The following is a 15,758-nucleotide window of genomic DNA, read 5'->3' as shown; positions in this document are numbered from 1 at the left end:
CGGGTCAGGCGTGGGACATGCGACTCATGTGTTGGCAGATGTGTCTGTTCAGGTAGTGCCGATGCTAAATCGGGTGGATAAAAAATTACTAGTGGTGGCATTTACCTGATTTGTCATGCATAATCCCCTTCGGTGTTGATCAACGGAGGTCGCCTATGCGCGACGGCCAGCAGGCCCAGCCCTTGGAAACCGATCGGCCCACCCCCTTCGACCCACCCATCGGACTGCGGCGGCGAGCCCCGCTCAGCAGGCTGGCCTACCCCGACGGGCATCTCGGCTGGGTGGCCACCGGACACTCCGTCACCCGGGCCATCCTGGCGGATCCGCGGTTCAGCACCCGGCGCGAGCTGCTGCACCAGCCGGTCGGCCACGAGCGCGCGGCCGAGCGCCCGACCCCGGCGGAGCCGGGCATCTTCCCGCACCTGGACCCGCCTGAGCACACCCGGTTCCGCCGCCTGCTCAGCCACCACTTCGGGCCGCGGCGCGTCGCCGAGCTGATGCCCGCGATCCAGCGGCACACCGCGCGGGTCCTGCGCGACCTGGCGGACGGCGGAGCGCCCGCCGACCTGGTCTCCGCGTTCGCCATGCCGATCCCGGCGCTGGTGATCTGCGAGCTGCTGGGCGTGCGGGCACGGGACCGGCAGCGGATCGCGGCGGCCACCTCGGTGATGAACGACCTGGACGCGCGCCCGGAGCAGGTGGCCGACGCCGTGGGGTCGATCACCGGGACGGTGCGCGGCGCCCTGTCCGGCGGCGCCTTGGGCAGCGGGCTGCTGGCTCAGGCCGCGGCGACCGGCGGCCTGAGCGAGGAGGAGCTCACCAACCTCGGCATGGTGCTCCTGGCCACGGGTCACCTGCCCACGGGGAGCATGCTCGCGCTCGGGGCGTTCGTGCTGCTGACCGACCCGGCCCAGCGGGCCCTCCTGGCGGCGGATCCGGGGCGGGCGGTCGAGGAGTTGCTGCGCTACCTGTCGATCCTCCAGTTCGACGTGCGGCGCACCGCGCTGGTCGAGGTCGAGATCGGCGGCCAGGTCATCGCGGCCGGCGAGACCGTGGTGCTGGCTCTGCCCGTGGCCAACCGGGACCCCGGGCTCTTCCCCGACCCGGACACCCTGGACCTGACCCGCTCCGCGGCCGGGCACCTGGCGTTCGGGCATGGCGTCCACCAGTGTCTCGGGCAGCATCTGGCGCGCGCCGAGCTGCGGGTGGCGCTCACCGCGCTCTTCGAGCGCTTCCCCGATCTGCGCCTGGCGGTGCCGCCGGCCGAGGTGCCGACCCGCGACCGCATGGCGGTGTACGGAGTGGAACGGCTGCCGGTCACCTGGGGCGTCGTCCCGGCGGACCGGCCGAGAGAGGTGCGAGATCATGCGCTACAGGACTCTGGGTGACTCCGGCCTCCGCACGTCGGTGGTCGGGCTGGGCTGCAACAGCATCGGCGCGAGTCTCGACGCGGCCCGGACCAGGGCGCTGGTGGACGCGGCGATCGAGGCGGGGGTCACGCTCTTCGACACCGCCGAGTCGTACGGCGAGCCCGCCGGCGCCGGCGAGGAGCTGCTCGGTGCGGCGCTGGCGGGGCGCCGGGACAAGGTGGTGCTGGCCACCAAGTTCGGCGCCCCCGGCCGCCGCCCCGACGACGGGCGGGGCGAGGCGCGCGGGGCGCCCGGCGGCCGGTCCTCCATCCGGCGGGCGGTGGAGGGCTCGCTGCGCCGCCTGCGCACCGACTACCTCGACCTGTACCAGTACCACGTGCCGGACGGCGTCACCCCGATCGAGGAGACCCTGTCCGCCCTGACCGAGCTGGTGCGCGAGGGCAAGGTGCGCTACCTCGGCAGCTCGAACGTCCCCGGCTGGCGGATCGCGGAGGCCGCGCACGTGGCCCGAGCGGGCGGCCACTCGCCGTTCGTGTCGACGCAGACCCACTGGTCGTTGCTGGAGCGCGGCGCCGAGCGCGAGGTGGTGCCGGCGGCCGTGCACTACGGGGTCGGGGTCCTGCCCTTCTTCCCGCTGGCTCACGGGCTGCTGACGGGGAAGGTGCGGCGCGGGCAGGAGCCGCCGCCCGGAACCCGGCTGGCGAGGCTCCCCCACCTCCTCACGCCGGAGAGGCTGGAGCGGGTGGAGGCGCTGGCGGCCTGGGGCGGCGAGCACGGCCGGTCCGTCCTGGAGGTGGCCATCGGCGCCCTGGCCGCGCTGCCCGGCTGCGGTTCGGTGATCGCCGGCGCGACCGGCCCGGAGCAGATCAGGGCCAACGCGGCCGCCGGCGACTGGGAGCCGACCGCCGGGGAGCTGGCCGAGATCACCGCGCTGGCGCCCCTGGGCTGATCACTCGCTGGACCGCCACGCGTTCAGGAACGGCCACTTGACGTCGAGGTTCACCAGCTCGATGACCCGGCGGTCGTCGAAGATGATGCGCTCGTTGCCCTTGTAGTAGCTGAACTTCGGAGCGTTCTTCTCGAACTCCACCGAGAAGTCGTCGAGGTCGCTGCGGAAACGTTCGGGCAGGAGGGCTTCGCCGTAGAGCGGCAGGGCGGGGATCTCGAACGTCTTGGTGAACGGGACCGTGGCGGACCCGCCTCGCACCCCCAGGTGCTGGATGCGGTCGCCCTCGTTGACGTCGCTCAGGCCGTCGTACGGCAGGGGGATCCTGAACGGGCCGCTGACGGTGCCGCCGTCCTCGAAGACGATCGCCTGGGTGCCCTTGGTCCAGGTGTGCCGCCAGCGGAACTTGGGGCCGCTGAAGGCGATCGCGGCCGCGTCGATGTCACGGGTGAACTGCTTGGGCAGGAACGGCCACTTCTTCTTGATCGGCGCCGGCCCCTCGATGAGCCCTCGGTCGTTGAAGATGGCGTACTGATCGCCGATCAACGCCATGTGCTTCCAGCCCTTCTTCTCGTTCACGGTGGTGACCGCGTCGAAGGCGCGCGGCGCCGGAGCGGGCGGGCGGGCCGGGTCCGGCGCGGCTGCCGACACCGAGGCGGGCGCCGCCGCCGCGCCCAGCGCCATCACGGCGGCCAGCAGCGCCGACAGCCGCCGCAGCCGCGGCAGGACCCTTGTCTGCTTCTCGCGCATGTTCCACTCCGTTCACGGGATCCGATGGCTCAGAGGTCACCGAACGGTTCGCGCGGGAGGCGGCGGCGGATGAGGGTCAGGGCTCCTGGTTCCGGTCGAGGCCGAGTGTGGCGATGAGGTCCTCGTGGAGCTCGAACCAGACCCGGTGGCAGGAGTCGACGTCGGTGTGGTCCACCCAGCCGCTCTCCCCTGCCCGGGCACGCGCGAGGGCAGCGGCGAACCGGGTGTCGTAGCCGCGGAACCGGGTCAGGACGCTCGCGAGCCGGCCCGCGAGCGGCCGGAGCCCGTCGCCGACCTCGCCCAGCTCGCGCAGGACCCTGGCGTCCCAGGCGGCGTCGGAGTGGTCGTTGACGGCGAGCCGGTCTCCTGCCGTGGGCCGCAGTTGCCAGTCGGTGCAGGCTTGCAGCAGGAGGGCGTTCAGCGGCAGGAACGCGCGGTAGACGTCACGGACCTCGCCGGCGCCGCCGGCCCGCGCGAGCTCGGCCGCGAGCAGGCGCTCGTTCTCGGCCCGGCCCCGCCCGGTCAGCGACCAGCCTCCGGTGCCGGCGAAGGAGGCGTGCTCGACCCAGCCGTACGCCTCGGCGTCGAGCAGCAGCTCCTTCGTCTCGGCCGGGTCGAGGCCGTACCGGCGGGCGATCACCGCGGTGTCCGCCATCCCGCTGATGCGTACGGCGTGCAGGGCCAGGAGGGCGGGCGCGGAGTCCGGCGTCATGATGCGGTGTCCTGTCGTGCGGTCAGGCGGGTGTAGTGCTGCTGGCACGCCTGCGGCGAGTTGAACCCCATCGCGTGCGCCATCTGCGCCCAGGTCAGCCCGGCGCTCCTGGCCATGAACAGCAGGGCCGACTCGAGCCCTTCGACCTCGGCGCGGGCGGCGGGCAGGAGGGTGAGCGCGCTCAGGACGGCCTCCGGGGTCAGGCCGGCGTTGCGCCAGACGGCGAACTGCACGAGGTCGACCGCCGAGGGCGGGGCGGGCGGGGGCCGCCACGGGCGGGCGTCGAGCGCGTCGGCGCCCAGGCTCAGCAGCCGCTCACGCGCGTCCTGCTCCCGCTGGGCCTGGACGTGGTCGGACTGTGCGCTGTGGGCGACGTTCTGCTTGCGTGCCATGCGACTCACCCTGCATAATCAACGAAATTTTGTCAACAAAGTGTTGAAGGGGCTCAATGATCATACCTCTCACGGAGGCCGTCGCGCAGACCTGCGGGGGGAAGGCCGGCGCGCTGGGCACGCTGCTGCGCGCGGGCCTGCCGGTCCCTGACGGCTTCGTCGTCCCGTTCGCCGCCTTCCCGGATCCGGGGCTCGGGCGGCCGGGAAGCCGTCGCGCCCCTGACGGCCGGGGCGCCCGGCCCCGGCCGGGCGACCCGGCCGCGGCGCGGCAGGCGATCGCCGCCCGCCCCCTGGACGCCGCCCTGATCGACGCCCTGGGACGCGCGCTTCGCGGGCTGGGGGATCCGCCGGTGGCGGTGCGGTCGTCGGCGGCGGGCGAGGACACCGGTCAGGCGTCGGCCGCCGGTCAGCACGAGAGCTTTCTCGCCGTGCGGGGGGCCGGAGAGGTCGCCGGGGCCGTACGTGACTGCTGGGCCTCGTTGTTGTCCCCGCGCGCCGTCGCCTACCGGGACGGCGAGGGGGCGTCCGCCGAGCCCGTGATGGCCGTCATCGTGCAACGCCAGCTCGACGCCGAGGTGTCCGGGGTCATGTTCACGCCCGCGGGCCCGGGCGGCGCGACCGAGATCGAGGCGTCCTGGGGCCTGGGGCCCAGCGTCGTCGGCGGCACGGTCACGCCCGACTCCTTCCGCGTCGCCGGGGACGGGACGGTCACCCGTACCATCGCGGACAAACGCACCCGTCTCGACCGGCATGGCACGCGGCTCGCGGTGCGCGACGTGCCCGCCGGCGACCGGAAGCGGGCGGCGATCGACGACGCGACCGCCGCGCGGCTCGCGGCGCTGGGCGCGGAGATCGCCGGGGTGCTCGGCGGGCCGCAGGACATCGAGTGGTCGATCGCCGACGGCCGCCTCTGGATCCTGCAGGCACGGCCGATCACCGCGGCACTCCCACCGCGCCCCTCGCCGCCGGACCCGCCCGCCACCGCGGTTGTCCCCGCCGGCGCTGCGGAGCTCCCGGCTGGCAGCCTCACCGGCACCCCGGGCAGCCGCGGGACCGCGACCGGGCCCGCCAGGATCGTCCGCGGGCCCGGCGACTTCACGCGGGTGCGGCAGGGCGACATCCTCGTCTGCCCTTTCACCGACCCCGCCTGGACACCGCTGCTGCGCATCGCCGCCGGTGTCGTCACCGAGACCGGCGGCGTGCTGTCCCACGCCGCGATCGTCGCCCGCGAGCAGGCCATCCCCGCCGTCCTCGGCATCCCGGACGCCACCCGCACCCTCCACGACGGCACCCTCATCACCGTCGACGGCGCCACCGGCACCGTCACGACGACCGGCGAGTGACCGGCCGCCGCCGGACCACCCCATCGAAGCTGAAAGGAGAAGGGGTGAGCGTGCCCGCCCGGGCGCCGCACCCCGACCACTGATGACGACGCGACGCCTCTACCTGGCCCGCCACGGCGCGGCCGACGCGTTCGGGGAGCTCACCGACATCGGGCGCCGCCAGGCGGCCCTGCTCGGCGAACGGCTCGCGAGCGTACCGATCGACGCCGTGTGGCACTCTCCGCTGTCACGCGCCGCGGCGAGCGCGCGCGAGCTCGCCCGCCATCTGCCGGACGCGCCCGTGGCCGAGGCCGCCGAGCTCGTCGACCACGTGCCCTACGTCCCCGCCCCGGCCGAGACTCCCCCGTCCTGGGCGGGCTTCTTCGACGGCTACGACGACGCCGAGGCGGAGTCGGGCCGGCGGCGCGCCGAGGCCCTGGTCACCCGGTTCGCCCAGGCGCCCGGCCCGGCCGCGGACGGCGCCCGGCCCGACACGCACGAGGTCCTGGTGACGCACGCCTACCAGATCGCCTGGCTGGTGCGGCACGCGCTGGACGCGCCGCCGTCCCGGTGGCTCGGGCTGAACAGCGGCAACACCGCGCTGACGGTCATCGAGTACCGCACCGGCCTGCCGCCCGCGATCGTGATGTTCAACGACATGAGCCACCTCCCGGCCGACCTGCGCTGGACCGGGTTCCCGGCCGGCGGCGTACGGCTGTGACATGACTCCCCCGGCGGACACGGACCGAGCCCGCCGACCGCGCCCGGCCCGACAGGCGAACCCTCACCGACAGGGCGGCGCGAGGCCTGGGAGCCGCGGTCACGGTGATGACATGAAGATCATCAGCGTTCCGGCCAGCCGCTCTTGAGCCACCTCGCCGGCCGGCCCGCAGCCGCCCCGCCGTGCGGCCGGCCGGCACCGGCTGGCGGACGTGCCCCGGGCTGCCGGGCCAGGAGGTGTTGTACGCCGTCCGGCTCGCGTCGGCCACGGGCGAGGCTGCCGAGGGCCGGATCGCCGCCGCCTACCAGGCGTGGTCCAGCGGCTCGGGCGGCGGGGACTCCCCCGTCGACGACCTGTCGGGCTTCGCCGGCCGGCTCGGCGTGCCCGCACCGGCCACCCGCCCGGACCTCCTGCCCCTCCTGGTGGCCGCGGGCCTGCTGAGCACCGAGACCGAGCACGGCGTGACCCGCTACCGCCTGGCCCCGGCCGGCTGCCGGCCACGGCCGAGGACATCCGCGAGACCATCCGCTACCGCGTCGGAGGCGGCCTGCTCAGCGTCCCCGAGGGCGCCACCTTCACCGCCGGGCCGCGTTCGCCCGAAGCCCGTCAGGGGCGCGCGACGTCCCGGAGCCGGTGGATCTCGGCGGCGGTGCTGCGTTCGGCCGTCCTCATGAAGCGGATGATGGTACGCACCTCCGCGTCGTCGAACTCGCCGAGATCGTCCCGCGTCCTGGCGATCAGCCCCGCGTAGGCGGCGCTCACCCGGTCGAGCCCGTCCTGGGTGGGTTCGATGAGCACGCGCCTGCGGTCGTGCGGGTCGGCCACCCGCCGGACGCAGCCCGCGGCGACGAGCCGGTCGATCATCCGTGAGGCCGAGCCGGTGGTGAGGTTCACGTGCCTGGCCAGGACGCCCGGTGTCGTCGGGCCGTGACGGCCCAGCACGTGCAGGCATTGCACGTCCGTGTCGGTGACGCCGAGGCTCTCGGCGACCAGGTTGTTGAGCTGGACCACCAGGATCGCCCAGCTGGGCACCACGTCCGTGGTGACCTCGGCGAGCAGCGCTTCCCTGCCCGCACCCGGCTCCGTCATCGTGGCACCTTTCCCGCGTCAATTCGCTGCGTCGCGCAGTGAAGTTCATGATATATTTTGCTGCGCCGCGCAGCCACTGTGTTACGCAGCAATATTATCCCACCGCCTCCGACCCGGGAGAACGACCCAGTATGAGCGCCCCCACCCGCCGCCACGGCGGCAGAGCGGCCCCCGAGGCCCTCCTGACCGGCCGCACGGCGGCCGTCGTCCTGGCCGCGATCCTCACCGCGTCCTTCATGGAGCTCCTCGACGCCACGATCGTCAGCGTGGCGGCCCCCGCCATCGCCCGGGACCTCGGCGCCGGCCAGGCCGCCCTGCAGTGGACGGTGGCCGGCTACACCCTGTCCGTCGGAGCGGGCCTGATCACCGGTGGCCGTCTGGGCGACCTGTACGGGCGCCGCCGCGTGTTCCTGCTGGGCCTGGCCGCGTTCATGCTGGCCTCGGCCGGTTGCGGGCTGGCGCCGAGCCCGGAAACGCTGGTCGGCATGCGCGTCGTGCAGGGCCTGGCCGGCGGGCTGATGATCCCGCAGGTGTTCGGCATCATCCGCGCCTCGTTCGAGCCCGGCGCACGGGCGCGGGCGCTGGGCGCCTACGGCGCCGTACTCGGCCTGGCCTCGGTGGCCGGGCCGTTGCTCGGCGGGCTGCTGGTCGAAGCCGACCTGTTCGGCCTGGGGTGGCGGGCGATCTTCTGGGTCAACGTGCCGATCGCCATCGCCGCGCTGGTCGTGGGGGCGCGGTTCATGCCCGAATCCCGCTCGCCGGGCCGTACGCGGCTGGACCTGGCAGGAGCGGCGCTGGCCGCCGTGGCCGCGACGCTGCTGCTCCTGCCCCTGATCCAGGGACGGGAGCAGGGCTGGCCCTGGTGGGGCTTCGCCGTCCTCGCGCTGTCGGTCCCGGCGACGGCCCTGTTCCTCCTGAGGCAGCGGCGCCTGGCCGGCCGGGGCGCGCAGCCGATCCTCGATCCCGCGCTGCTGCGCGTGCGCGCCTTCGCCGGCGGGCTGTCGGTCTCCGTGCTGTTCTTCGGGGCGCTCGGCTCCTTCTTCCTGCTGCTCTCCCTCTACCTGCAGCTCGGCGCCGGACGCAGCGCCCTGGAGACCGGGCTGGTGATCCTGCCGTACGCCGTGGGCTCGATCATCACCTCCGGGGTCGGCGTCCGGTTCGCCCACCGTGCCGGCCGCGCCGTCCTCGTCGGCGGCGCGCTGCTCCTGGCCGCGTCGCAGGCCGCGCTGCTGCTCGTCGTCGGCGGCGGCGAGCCCTCCTCCTGGGGGCTGGCCTGGCCCCTGCTCGTGGGAGGCCTGGGGCTGGGCCTGACCGCCCCGTCCCTGATCAACGTCGTGCTCGCCGGCGTGCCCGCGCGGGACGCGGGAGCGGCGGGCGGCGTCCTGACCACCGTCACGCAGATCGGCAACGCGCTGGGCGTCGCCGTCCTCGGCGCCGTGTTCTTCTCCCGGCTGGAGGGCTCCCTGCGCGACGGCGCCTCCGCCCTCCTCGCCTACGGCGACGCCCTCACCGCGATCCTGCCGTGGCAGGTCGCCTGCTACGCCGCCGCGGCCGCCCTCATGTTCCTCCTGCCCAAGAACGCGTGACTCCCGACCCTGACCAGCAAGGAGCCCCCATGACCGACGCGCCCCGCGTCACCGCCGACCCTTTCGCCGTCTCCGTCCGCGGGATCGGCGAGCCCCATCCCGCGCGCGCCGCCCTGCGCGCCGCCGGTCCCATCGTCCGGGCCGAGGCCCCGGCCGGCGGCCCGGCATGGATCATCACCGACGACGCCCTCGCCCGGGAGGCCCTCGTCCATCCCCTCATCGTGAAGGACCCCGCCTTCGCGCCGGCGCACTGGGACCCGCGCACCGCGGGCCTGGAGCCGGCCGCCGCCGCGCAGCCGTCGCTGACCACCTACGACGGCCCCGCCCACGCGCGGCTGCGCAGGGCGCACGCTCCGCTCTTCACCGCCAGGCGCATGCAGGACCACGCCGGCCGGATCACGGGCTTCGCCCGCGAACAGCTCACCGCGCTCGCCGCGACCGGCGGGACGGCCGATCTGATGGCCGACTTCACCACCCGCTTCCCCCTCACCGTGGTCTGCGACGTGCTGGGCGTCCCGCTCGACCGCGTCGACGAGGCCATCGCGGCCTGCCGGGGCATGCACAGCGCCGACCCCGCCGAGGTGGGCGCGGCCATGGCCGCCTTCGATCGCCTGGCCGCCGCGGCCCTGGAGGAGGGCCGCCACGGCCTGGCCGCCGAGCTGCGCGAGCGCGTCCCGGACGAGCTCACCGAGGCACAGCTGCACTACCTGATCTTCACCTTGATCTACGCCGGGCAGCTCACCACGGACCCGTCACTGGGCTTCCTGCTCGCGCACGTCCTCGCCGGCGCGCCGGCGGGCGAGGCGACGGCCGACGAGCTCGTCCGGGAGACGCTGCGCCGGCACGCGCCGGCGCCCTTCAGCCTCTGGCGCTTCACCTCCGCCGACCTTGACCTCGGAGGCGTCCGGCTGCCCGCCCGCTCCCCCGTGCTCGTCGACATCCAGGGCATCAACACGCACCCCGGCCGGGCGATGGGAGCGGACCTGACCTTCGGCGCGGGCCCGCACTACTGCACCGGCGCCCAGCTGGCCCAGCTCGAACTGCGCGCGGTGGTGGAGGTCGTGCGGGCCGACTTCCCCGGCGCCCGCCTCGCGGTCCCGCTCTCCGCGCTCCGGCAGAGCGACCTCGGCGGCATCCAGGGCAGCCGGTTGACCGCCCTGCCGGTGATCCTGCGGAGCTGAGCCTGCGTCAAACGCCTGAACGCCGCCGGTCAGGGTGCGGAGGCGCGGTTCAGGAGGCGGGCCGAGGAGGGCGCGGGCAGGTCGTCGTCCGACGGCCGCAGGGCCGACAGCAGCAGGGCCAGGTAGCGGCGCGGGTCGTGATGGGCGGGGTCGCCCGGGTGGGCGGTGGCCAGGGCCATGACGACGATCGCGGCGAGATCGCGGACGACCAGGTCGCCGCGCACCTGCCCGGCCTGCTGCGCGCGGTTCAGGACGGCGCCGAGCGGGCCCATGAAGCGGGCCGCGATGTCGACGGTGGAGGCGCCCGACTGCCGGGCGGCCTTCAGCAGCCCGTGGTGGGCGGCCAGGGTGCCGACCGCCGCCGTCAGCGCCTGGTCGAGCGCGGCCCCCGCGTCGGCGGCGTCGCGGGCGGCCAGCACCAGCGGCTCGACCTCCTCGGCGAAGTACGTCTCGAAGGCGGCCCTGATCACGCCGTCGCGGTCGCCGAAGCGCCGGTAGACGGTGGCGCTCCCGATGCCCGCCTGCCGGGCGATCTCGTCGAGGGAGACCTCGGGGCCGCGTTCGCGCAGGATCGCGATGGCGGCCCGGACGATCTTGTCGGCGTTGCGCAGCGCGTCGGCTCGCTGTCGCTGCTCGTGCGCACGGTGAACGCCGGCACCCGCGATCACCAGGCGACTTCGAAGGCGGACAGGCCGTACACGACGTTGAAGGAGCGGAACTGCGGCGGGGTGCCGGTCTCGCGCAGCCCGGGGAAGCGCTCGAACAGCGCCGGGAAGGCGATGCGCATCTCCATCCTGGCCAGCGGCGCGCCCAGGCAGTGGTGCACGCCGTGGCCGAAGGCGACGTGGCCGAGGTCGCCGCGGGCGATGTCGAGCCGGTCCGGGTCGGACATGAACGCCGGGTCGCGGTTGGCCGCGGGCAGCGCGCAGATCACGAGCTCGCCGGCCGGGATGCGGGTGCCGGACAGCTCGACCTCGGTGGTGGTGATCTTGCTGGTGCCGGAGTGCACGATGCTGAGCCAGCGCAGCAGCTCCTCGACGGTGGCGCCGATCCGCTCCGGCTCCTTCCTCAGCAGGTCGAGCTGGTCGGGGTGGCGCAGCAGGGCCAGGGTGCCGAGGCCGAGCATGTTGGAGGTGGTCTCGTGGCCGGCCAGCAGGAGCAGCCCGGCGATGCCCACCAGCTCGTCGGCAGACAGGTCGTCGCCGTGCTCGCGCACCAGCATGCCGAGCATGTCGTCGCCCGGCGCGGCCTGGGCGCGGGCCACGAGCCCGGCCATGTAGGAGCGCTGCTCCAGGCTGGCCGCCTGCCGCTCCTCGACCGGGAGCGAGATGTCCAGCACCTTGCCGGTGCGCCGCTGGAAGTCCGCGCGGTCGGTGTACGGCACGCCCAGCAGCTCGCAGATGACCAGAGAGGGGATCGGCAGCGCGAAGGCCGCGACCAGGTCGGCCGGCGAGCCGGTGCGCTCCATCGCGTCCAGGTGCTGCTCGACGATCTCGTGGATGCGCGGCTCCAGGCGGCGCATCCGCCGCATGGTGAACTCGGGCGTCAGGATGCGGCGCAGCCGGGTGTGCTCGGGCGGGTCGAAGGCGAGCAGGTTGCCCGCCCGCATCATCCTGATCTCCTCCTCGCTGTACTGCTGGCGGCGGGCCGCCTGGAACCCCATGACCTGGGCGTTGCTGAAGCGTTCGGCGTCCCCCAGCACCTCCCGCACGTCGGAGAACCGGCTGACGACCCACGCTTCGAGGCCGAACACGGTGGGCACCCGGCGGACGCCCTCCTCGTCGCGCAGCGCCGACAGCTCGGGGTCGGGATCGAAGCCGCTGCGCCGCATGTGCAGGGGCAATGTCACAGAATCGCTCATGTCAACTCCCGAGAAGGGCCCGCTTCGGACGATCTCGACTGACCGCGTGTCACTGAAACGACGGTAACCCATCATTTCGTGGGTCGCGCGGCGCCGCCCCGGCCCCGGGGCGCCGAGGTCGCGCGGGCGCCCGGGGCGGGGAGGCAGGCGGGCCGCCGGGCTCCCCCACGACATCGGGGCTGAGCCCGCGGAGCAGCTCAGACGGAAGCTGTCGATCGTGAAGTGTGCCGGATTCTGCGCGAGATTCTGGCAACTCAGGTGGGATTCTCCGGCGGGGATCGCTGCCTACACTCCGGTCGGACCAACATGAGTTCCCGTTCGTCACCCGCCGGGGAGGGTCAGTGCTCCCTCCGGCGTGCCCGCGGACGGGTGACGCGACGCCTCCCCGGCGGGCCACGCAGCCCCTCGCCTAGGAGGTCCCCCGTGTCATCCGGTGCTCTGTTATCCCGCGCGCGGCGGCTCGTCCCGGCCGCCGTCGCCCTGAGCGTCGTCCTGGCCATCAGCCCGGCGGCGGCCGCGGCGAGCCCGACGCCGTCCCCGCCGGCCAAGAAGTGGACGTCCACCCCGCTCGCCCCCGCCGAGGTCGTCGAGGGCGCGAAGTCCCCGACGGGCAAGCTCGCCAAGAGCGACCCGGCGCTGCTGCGCAGCACCTCCCCCGCGCCGGTCAACGTCGTGGTCAAGCTGGACTACGACTCGCTGGCCGCCTACGGGGGCGGCCTGCCCGGCCTGCCGGGCACGAGCCCCTCCGTCACCGGCCGGGCCCTGGACGCCAGGAGCGCCGACGCCAGGAAGTACGGCGCGCACATCGAGGAGATCGAGAGCGCCTTCCTCGCCGAGCTGGCCAGTAAGGTTCCCGGGGCCGTGCCCGGCCAGCGGATCAGGACGGTGTACGGCGGCATCGCGCTGCGCATCCCCGGCGACAAGGCGGCGGAGGTGCTGAAGCTGCCCGGCGCGGTCGCCGTGCAGGAGGACAAGCCGCAGCAACTGCTCACCGACTCCAGCCCCGCCTTCATCGGCGCTCCGGCGATCTACGGCAAGCTCGGCGACACCGACAAGACGGCCGGCAAGGGCGTGATCGTGGGCGTGCTGGACAGCGGCGCCTGGCCCGAGCACCCGTCGTTCGCCGCCCGGCCGGGCCTGCCCGCCCCGCCGCCGACCAAGGACGGCTCCGCGCGGGTCTGCGACTTCGGCGACAACCCGACCACCCCTGCCGGCGACCCGTTCACCTGCAACAACAAGCTGGTCGGCGGGCAGCCGTTCCTGGAGACGTACAACGCGGTCTTCGGCGGCGAGGTCTATCCCGACAGCGCCCGCGACTCCAACGGCCACGGCACCCACACCGCGAGCACGTCGGCGGGCGGCCCGGTGGCGGACGCCGGCCCGCTCGGCATCAGCCGCGGCCCGATCCACGGCATCGCGCCCGGCGCGGCGGTGTCGGTGTACAAGGTGTGCGGCGCGGAAGGCTGCTTCCCGTCGGACTCGGCGCAGGCGGTGGCGCGGGCCATCCTGGACGGCGCCCAGGTGCTCAACTTCTCGATCTCCGGCGGCAGCGACCCGTACAGCGACCCGGTGGAGCTGGCCTTCCTCGACGCGTACGCGGCGGGCGTGCTGGTGTCGGCGTCGGCGGGCAACTCCGGGCCCGGCGCGGACACCACCGACCACCTCGGCCCCTGGACGACCACGGTGGCCGCCTCCACGCAGACCAGGACGTTCCAGTCCACCGTCACGCTGACCGGCGGCGGCGCCACGGCGACGGTCAAGGGCGCCTCGATCACCCAGGGGCTCGGCTCGCCGCTGCCCGTGGTGCTCGCCTCCGCGCCCCCGTACAACAACGCGGCCTGCACCACGCCGGCGCCGGCCGGCCTCTTCACCGGGAAGATCGTGGCCTGCGAGCGCACCCCGAACCGGGTGCTGAAGAGCTTCAACGTCATGCAGGGCGGCGCGGCCGGCATGATCATCTACAACACGTTCCCGTTCGACGTCTTCACCGACGCCCACTGGATCCCGTCGGTGCACCTCGACAAGCCCGAGGCCGACACGCTGCTGAGCTTCCTGGCCGCCAACCCCGGCGCCACGGCCTCCTTCACCCAGGGCGCGAAGAGCGCCTGGCAGGGCGACGCGATCACGCACTTCTCCTCGCGCGGCCCGGGCGGCGACTTCCTCAAGCCCGACGTCACCGCGCCCGGCCTGCACATCATGGCGGGCATGACCCCGACGCCCGAGTCGCCGGCGGAGGGACCTCCCGGCAACCTCTACCAGGTCATCTCGGGCACCTCGATGTCGGCGCCGCACGTGGCGGGGGCGGCGGCGCTGCTGTTCGCGCTGCATCCCGGCTGGACGCCCGGTCAGGTCAAGTCCGCGCTGGAGACCACGGCCAGGACGGCGGTCACCAAGCAGGACAGGACGACTCCGGCGGACCCGTTCGACATGGGCGGCGGGCGCATCGACCTCACCAAGGCCGGCGACCCCGGCCTGACCCTGGACGAGAACGCCGCCGACTTCGTCGCCTCGGCCGCCGACCCGCTCAACCGCATCGACCTCAACCTGCCCTCGGTGAACGCCCCTGTCATGCCGGGCGTCATCACCGCCAGGCGCACGGTCACCAACGTCACGAACAGGACGCTCACCTTCACCGCCTCCGGCAGCACCGTCAGCGGCGCCGGCATCGCGGTGCTGCCGCCGCGATTCTCCGTCGCACCGGGCAGGAGCACCACGCTGAGCATCGTGATCACCGCGCCCGACCTGCCCGACGGGCAGTACTTCGGGCAGGTGGACCTCAAGCAGTCCGGCGGCTCGCGCGCGCTGCACCTGCCGGTCGCGTTCTTCCGCCAGGAGGGCGCGATCCCGGTGGACCAGACCTGCGCGCCGGCCACGATCCCCAGGAACACCGGCGAGTCCACCTGCACGGTCACCATCGCGAACGACACGCTGCAGGACGCCGAGGTGACCGCGGTCAGCACGCTCGACGCCCGCCTGCGGCTCAACGGCGTCACCGGAGCCACCAGGGTCGGCAGCCAGATCGCGACCGCCAGGGCGACGCTGGCCGCCAGGCAGCCCGCCAGCCCGTCGATCGCGCCGGGCGCGAGCCCCGGCGGGTACCTCCCGCTGGACGAGTTCGGCGTCACCCCCATCCCGATCGGTGACGAGCAGGCGCTCAACCTCACGCCTCCCGCCCCGTTCACCTTCGCCGGCCAGAGCTACACCCGGCTCGGCGTGACCTCCAACGGCTACAGCGTCGCGGGCGGCGCCACGGCCGGCGACATCGACTTCGCGCCGCAGACGCTGCCCGATCCGGCCCGCCCCAACGGCGTGCTGGCGACCTACTGGACCGATCTGGACGGCACCGGCGCGCCGGGCGTCCTGGCCACGGTCCTGTCGGACGGGACCAACCAGTGGCTGGTCGTCGAGTGGCGGGTCAACCTGTTCGGCACCACGACCCTGAAGGTGTTCCAGCAGTGGATCGGGCTCGGCGGCGCCGAGGACATCAGCTACGTCTACGATCCGGCCAACCTGCCGGGCGAGCCGCCCGCGGGCTACGGCCTCACCGTGGGCGCCGAGAACGAGCAGGGCTCGGCGGGCGCCCAGATCGCCGGGCCGCCGGCCGGGGACCTGCGGGTCACCAGCACGCCGGCCGCTCCCGGCGGCACGATGACGTACTCGATGCGGGTCAGAGGGGTCAGCCCCGGCGTGGGCAAGGTCACCACGGCCACCTCGACGCCCCAGGTACGCGGCATCACCGTGGAAGTGGACAGGATCACCGTCCAGTAGCGTGACGGCGGCCGCGGGCGGGCCCGCCCGCGGCCGCCGGGCGGGCCGACCTGGCCGAAC

General features: G+C 74.1%; 13 protein-coding genes. 7 read left to right on the top strand and 6 right to left on the bottom strand.

Features of this window, described 5'->3' with window-relative positions; genetic code table 11:
- The first annotated feature begins 155 nt into the window (after positions 1–155).
- Together HD597_RS17120 and HD597_RS17115 are read left to right on the top strand one after the other, a co-directional pair.
- Positions 156–1,388 (top strand): cytochrome P450, encoded by a 1,233-nt coding sequence (locus tag HD597_RS17120; RefSeq protein WP_253743350.1) that lies wholly within the window; start codon positions 156–158, stop codon positions 1,386–1,388.
- Positions 1,366–2,319 carry an aldo/keto reductase gene (locus tag HD597_RS17115; RefSeq protein WP_253743347.1) on the top strand — a complete coding sequence of 318 codons (954 nt, stop codon included), beginning with the start codon at positions 1,366–1,368 and terminating at the stop codon, positions 2,317–2,319. The genes HD597_RS17120 and HD597_RS17115 overlap by 23 nt, the downstream gene beginning before the upstream one ends.
- Here the strand turns inward: HD597_RS17115 and HD597_RS17110 are convergent, their stop codons facing one another.
- From HD597_RS17110 to HD597_RS17100, 3 genes are all read right to left on the bottom strand, one after another.
- On the bottom strand, positions 2,320–3,066 hold the full coding sequence (locus HD597_RS17110) for a hypothetical protein (protein ID WP_253743345.1): 747 nt from the start codon (positions 3,064–3,066) through the stop codon (positions 2,320–2,322).
- Positions 3,067–3,142: 76 nt separating this feature from the next.
- Positions 3,143–3,778: a transcriptional regulator gene (locus HD597_RS17105; protein WP_253743343.1), complete on the bottom strand. Its 636-nt coding sequence runs from the start codon at positions 3,776–3,778 to the stop codon at positions 3,143–3,145.
- Entirely contained in the window at positions 3,775–4,170 is a 396-nt protein-coding gene (locus HD597_RS17100) for a DNA-binding protein (RefSeq protein ID WP_253743342.1), read from the bottom strand. Before HD597_RS17100 ends, HD597_RS17105 begins: the two co-directional genes overlap by 4 nt.
- Before the next feature lie 56 nt (positions 4,171–4,226).
- Here HD597_RS17100 and HD597_RS17095 point away from each other — a divergent pair, with 56 nt between their 5' ends.
- Together HD597_RS17095 and HD597_RS17090 are read left to right on the top strand one after the other, a co-directional pair.
- Positions 4,227–5,513, top strand: coding sequence for a PEP/pyruvate-binding domain-containing protein (locus tag HD597_RS17095; protein ID WP_253743341.1), 1,287 nt, complete (start codon positions 4,227–4,229; stop codon positions 5,511–5,513).
- Positions 5,514–5,595: 82 nt separating this feature from the next.
- Positions 5,596–6,213, top strand: coding sequence for a histidine phosphatase family protein (locus tag HD597_RS17090; RefSeq protein ID WP_253743336.1), 618 nt, complete (start codon positions 5,596–5,598; stop codon positions 6,211–6,213).
- Between the two features lie 606 nt (positions 6,214–6,819).
- Here HD597_RS17090 and HD597_RS17085 read toward each other — a convergent pair.
- On the bottom strand, positions 6,820–7,302 hold the full coding sequence (locus HD597_RS17085) for a MarR family winged helix-turn-helix transcriptional regulator (RefSeq protein WP_253743334.1): 483 nt from the start codon (positions 7,300–7,302) through the stop codon (positions 6,820–6,822).
- Positions 7,303–7,433: 131 nt separating this feature from the next.
- Here HD597_RS17085 and HD597_RS17080 point away from each other — a divergent pair, with 131 nt between their 5' ends.
- On the top strand, positions 7,434–8,888 hold the full coding sequence (locus HD597_RS17080; RefSeq protein ID WP_253743332.1) for an MFS transporter: 1,455 nt from the start codon (positions 7,434–7,436) through the stop codon (positions 8,886–8,888).
- A gap of 29 nt (positions 8,889–8,917) precedes the next feature.
- Positions 8,918–10,069 (top strand): cytochrome P450 family protein, encoded by a 1,152-nt coding sequence (locus tag HD597_RS17075; protein ID WP_253743330.1) that lies wholly within the window; start codon positions 8,918–8,920, stop codon positions 10,067–10,069.
- A 29-nt stretch (positions 10,070–10,098) separates the two neighbouring features.
- Here the strand turns inward: HD597_RS17075 and HD597_RS17070 are convergent, their stop codons facing one another.
- Together HD597_RS17070 and HD597_RS17065 are read right to left on the bottom strand one after the other, a co-directional pair.
- Positions 10,099–10,737: a TetR/AcrR family transcriptional regulator gene (locus HD597_RS17070; RefSeq protein ID WP_253743328.1), complete on the bottom strand. Its 639-nt coding sequence runs from the start codon at positions 10,735–10,737 to the stop codon at positions 10,099–10,101.
- Positions 10,734–11,930, bottom strand: coding sequence for a cytochrome P450 (locus HD597_RS17065; RefSeq protein ID WP_253743324.1), 1,197 nt, complete (start codon positions 11,928–11,930; stop codon positions 10,734–10,736). Before HD597_RS17065 ends, HD597_RS17070 begins: the two co-directional genes overlap by 4 nt.
- A gap of 423 nt (positions 11,931–12,353) precedes the next feature.
- Here HD597_RS17065 and HD597_RS64515 point away from each other — a divergent pair, with 423 nt between their 5' ends.
- Positions 12,354–15,698: a S8 family serine peptidase gene (locus HD597_RS64515; RefSeq protein WP_308210633.1), complete on the top strand. Its 3,345-nt coding sequence runs from the start codon at positions 12,354–12,356 to the stop codon at positions 15,696–15,698.
- Positions 15,699–15,758 lie beyond the last annotated feature (60 nt).

It is taken from the genome of Nonomuraea thailandensis (assembly GCF_024172165.1).
GTDB lineage: Bacteria > Actinomycetota > Actinomycetes > Streptosporangiales > Streptosporangiaceae > Nonomuraea > Nonomuraea thailandensis.
Note: the sequence above shows the minus strand (reverse complement) of the source record. Positions and strands in the feature narration are given on the sequence as shown.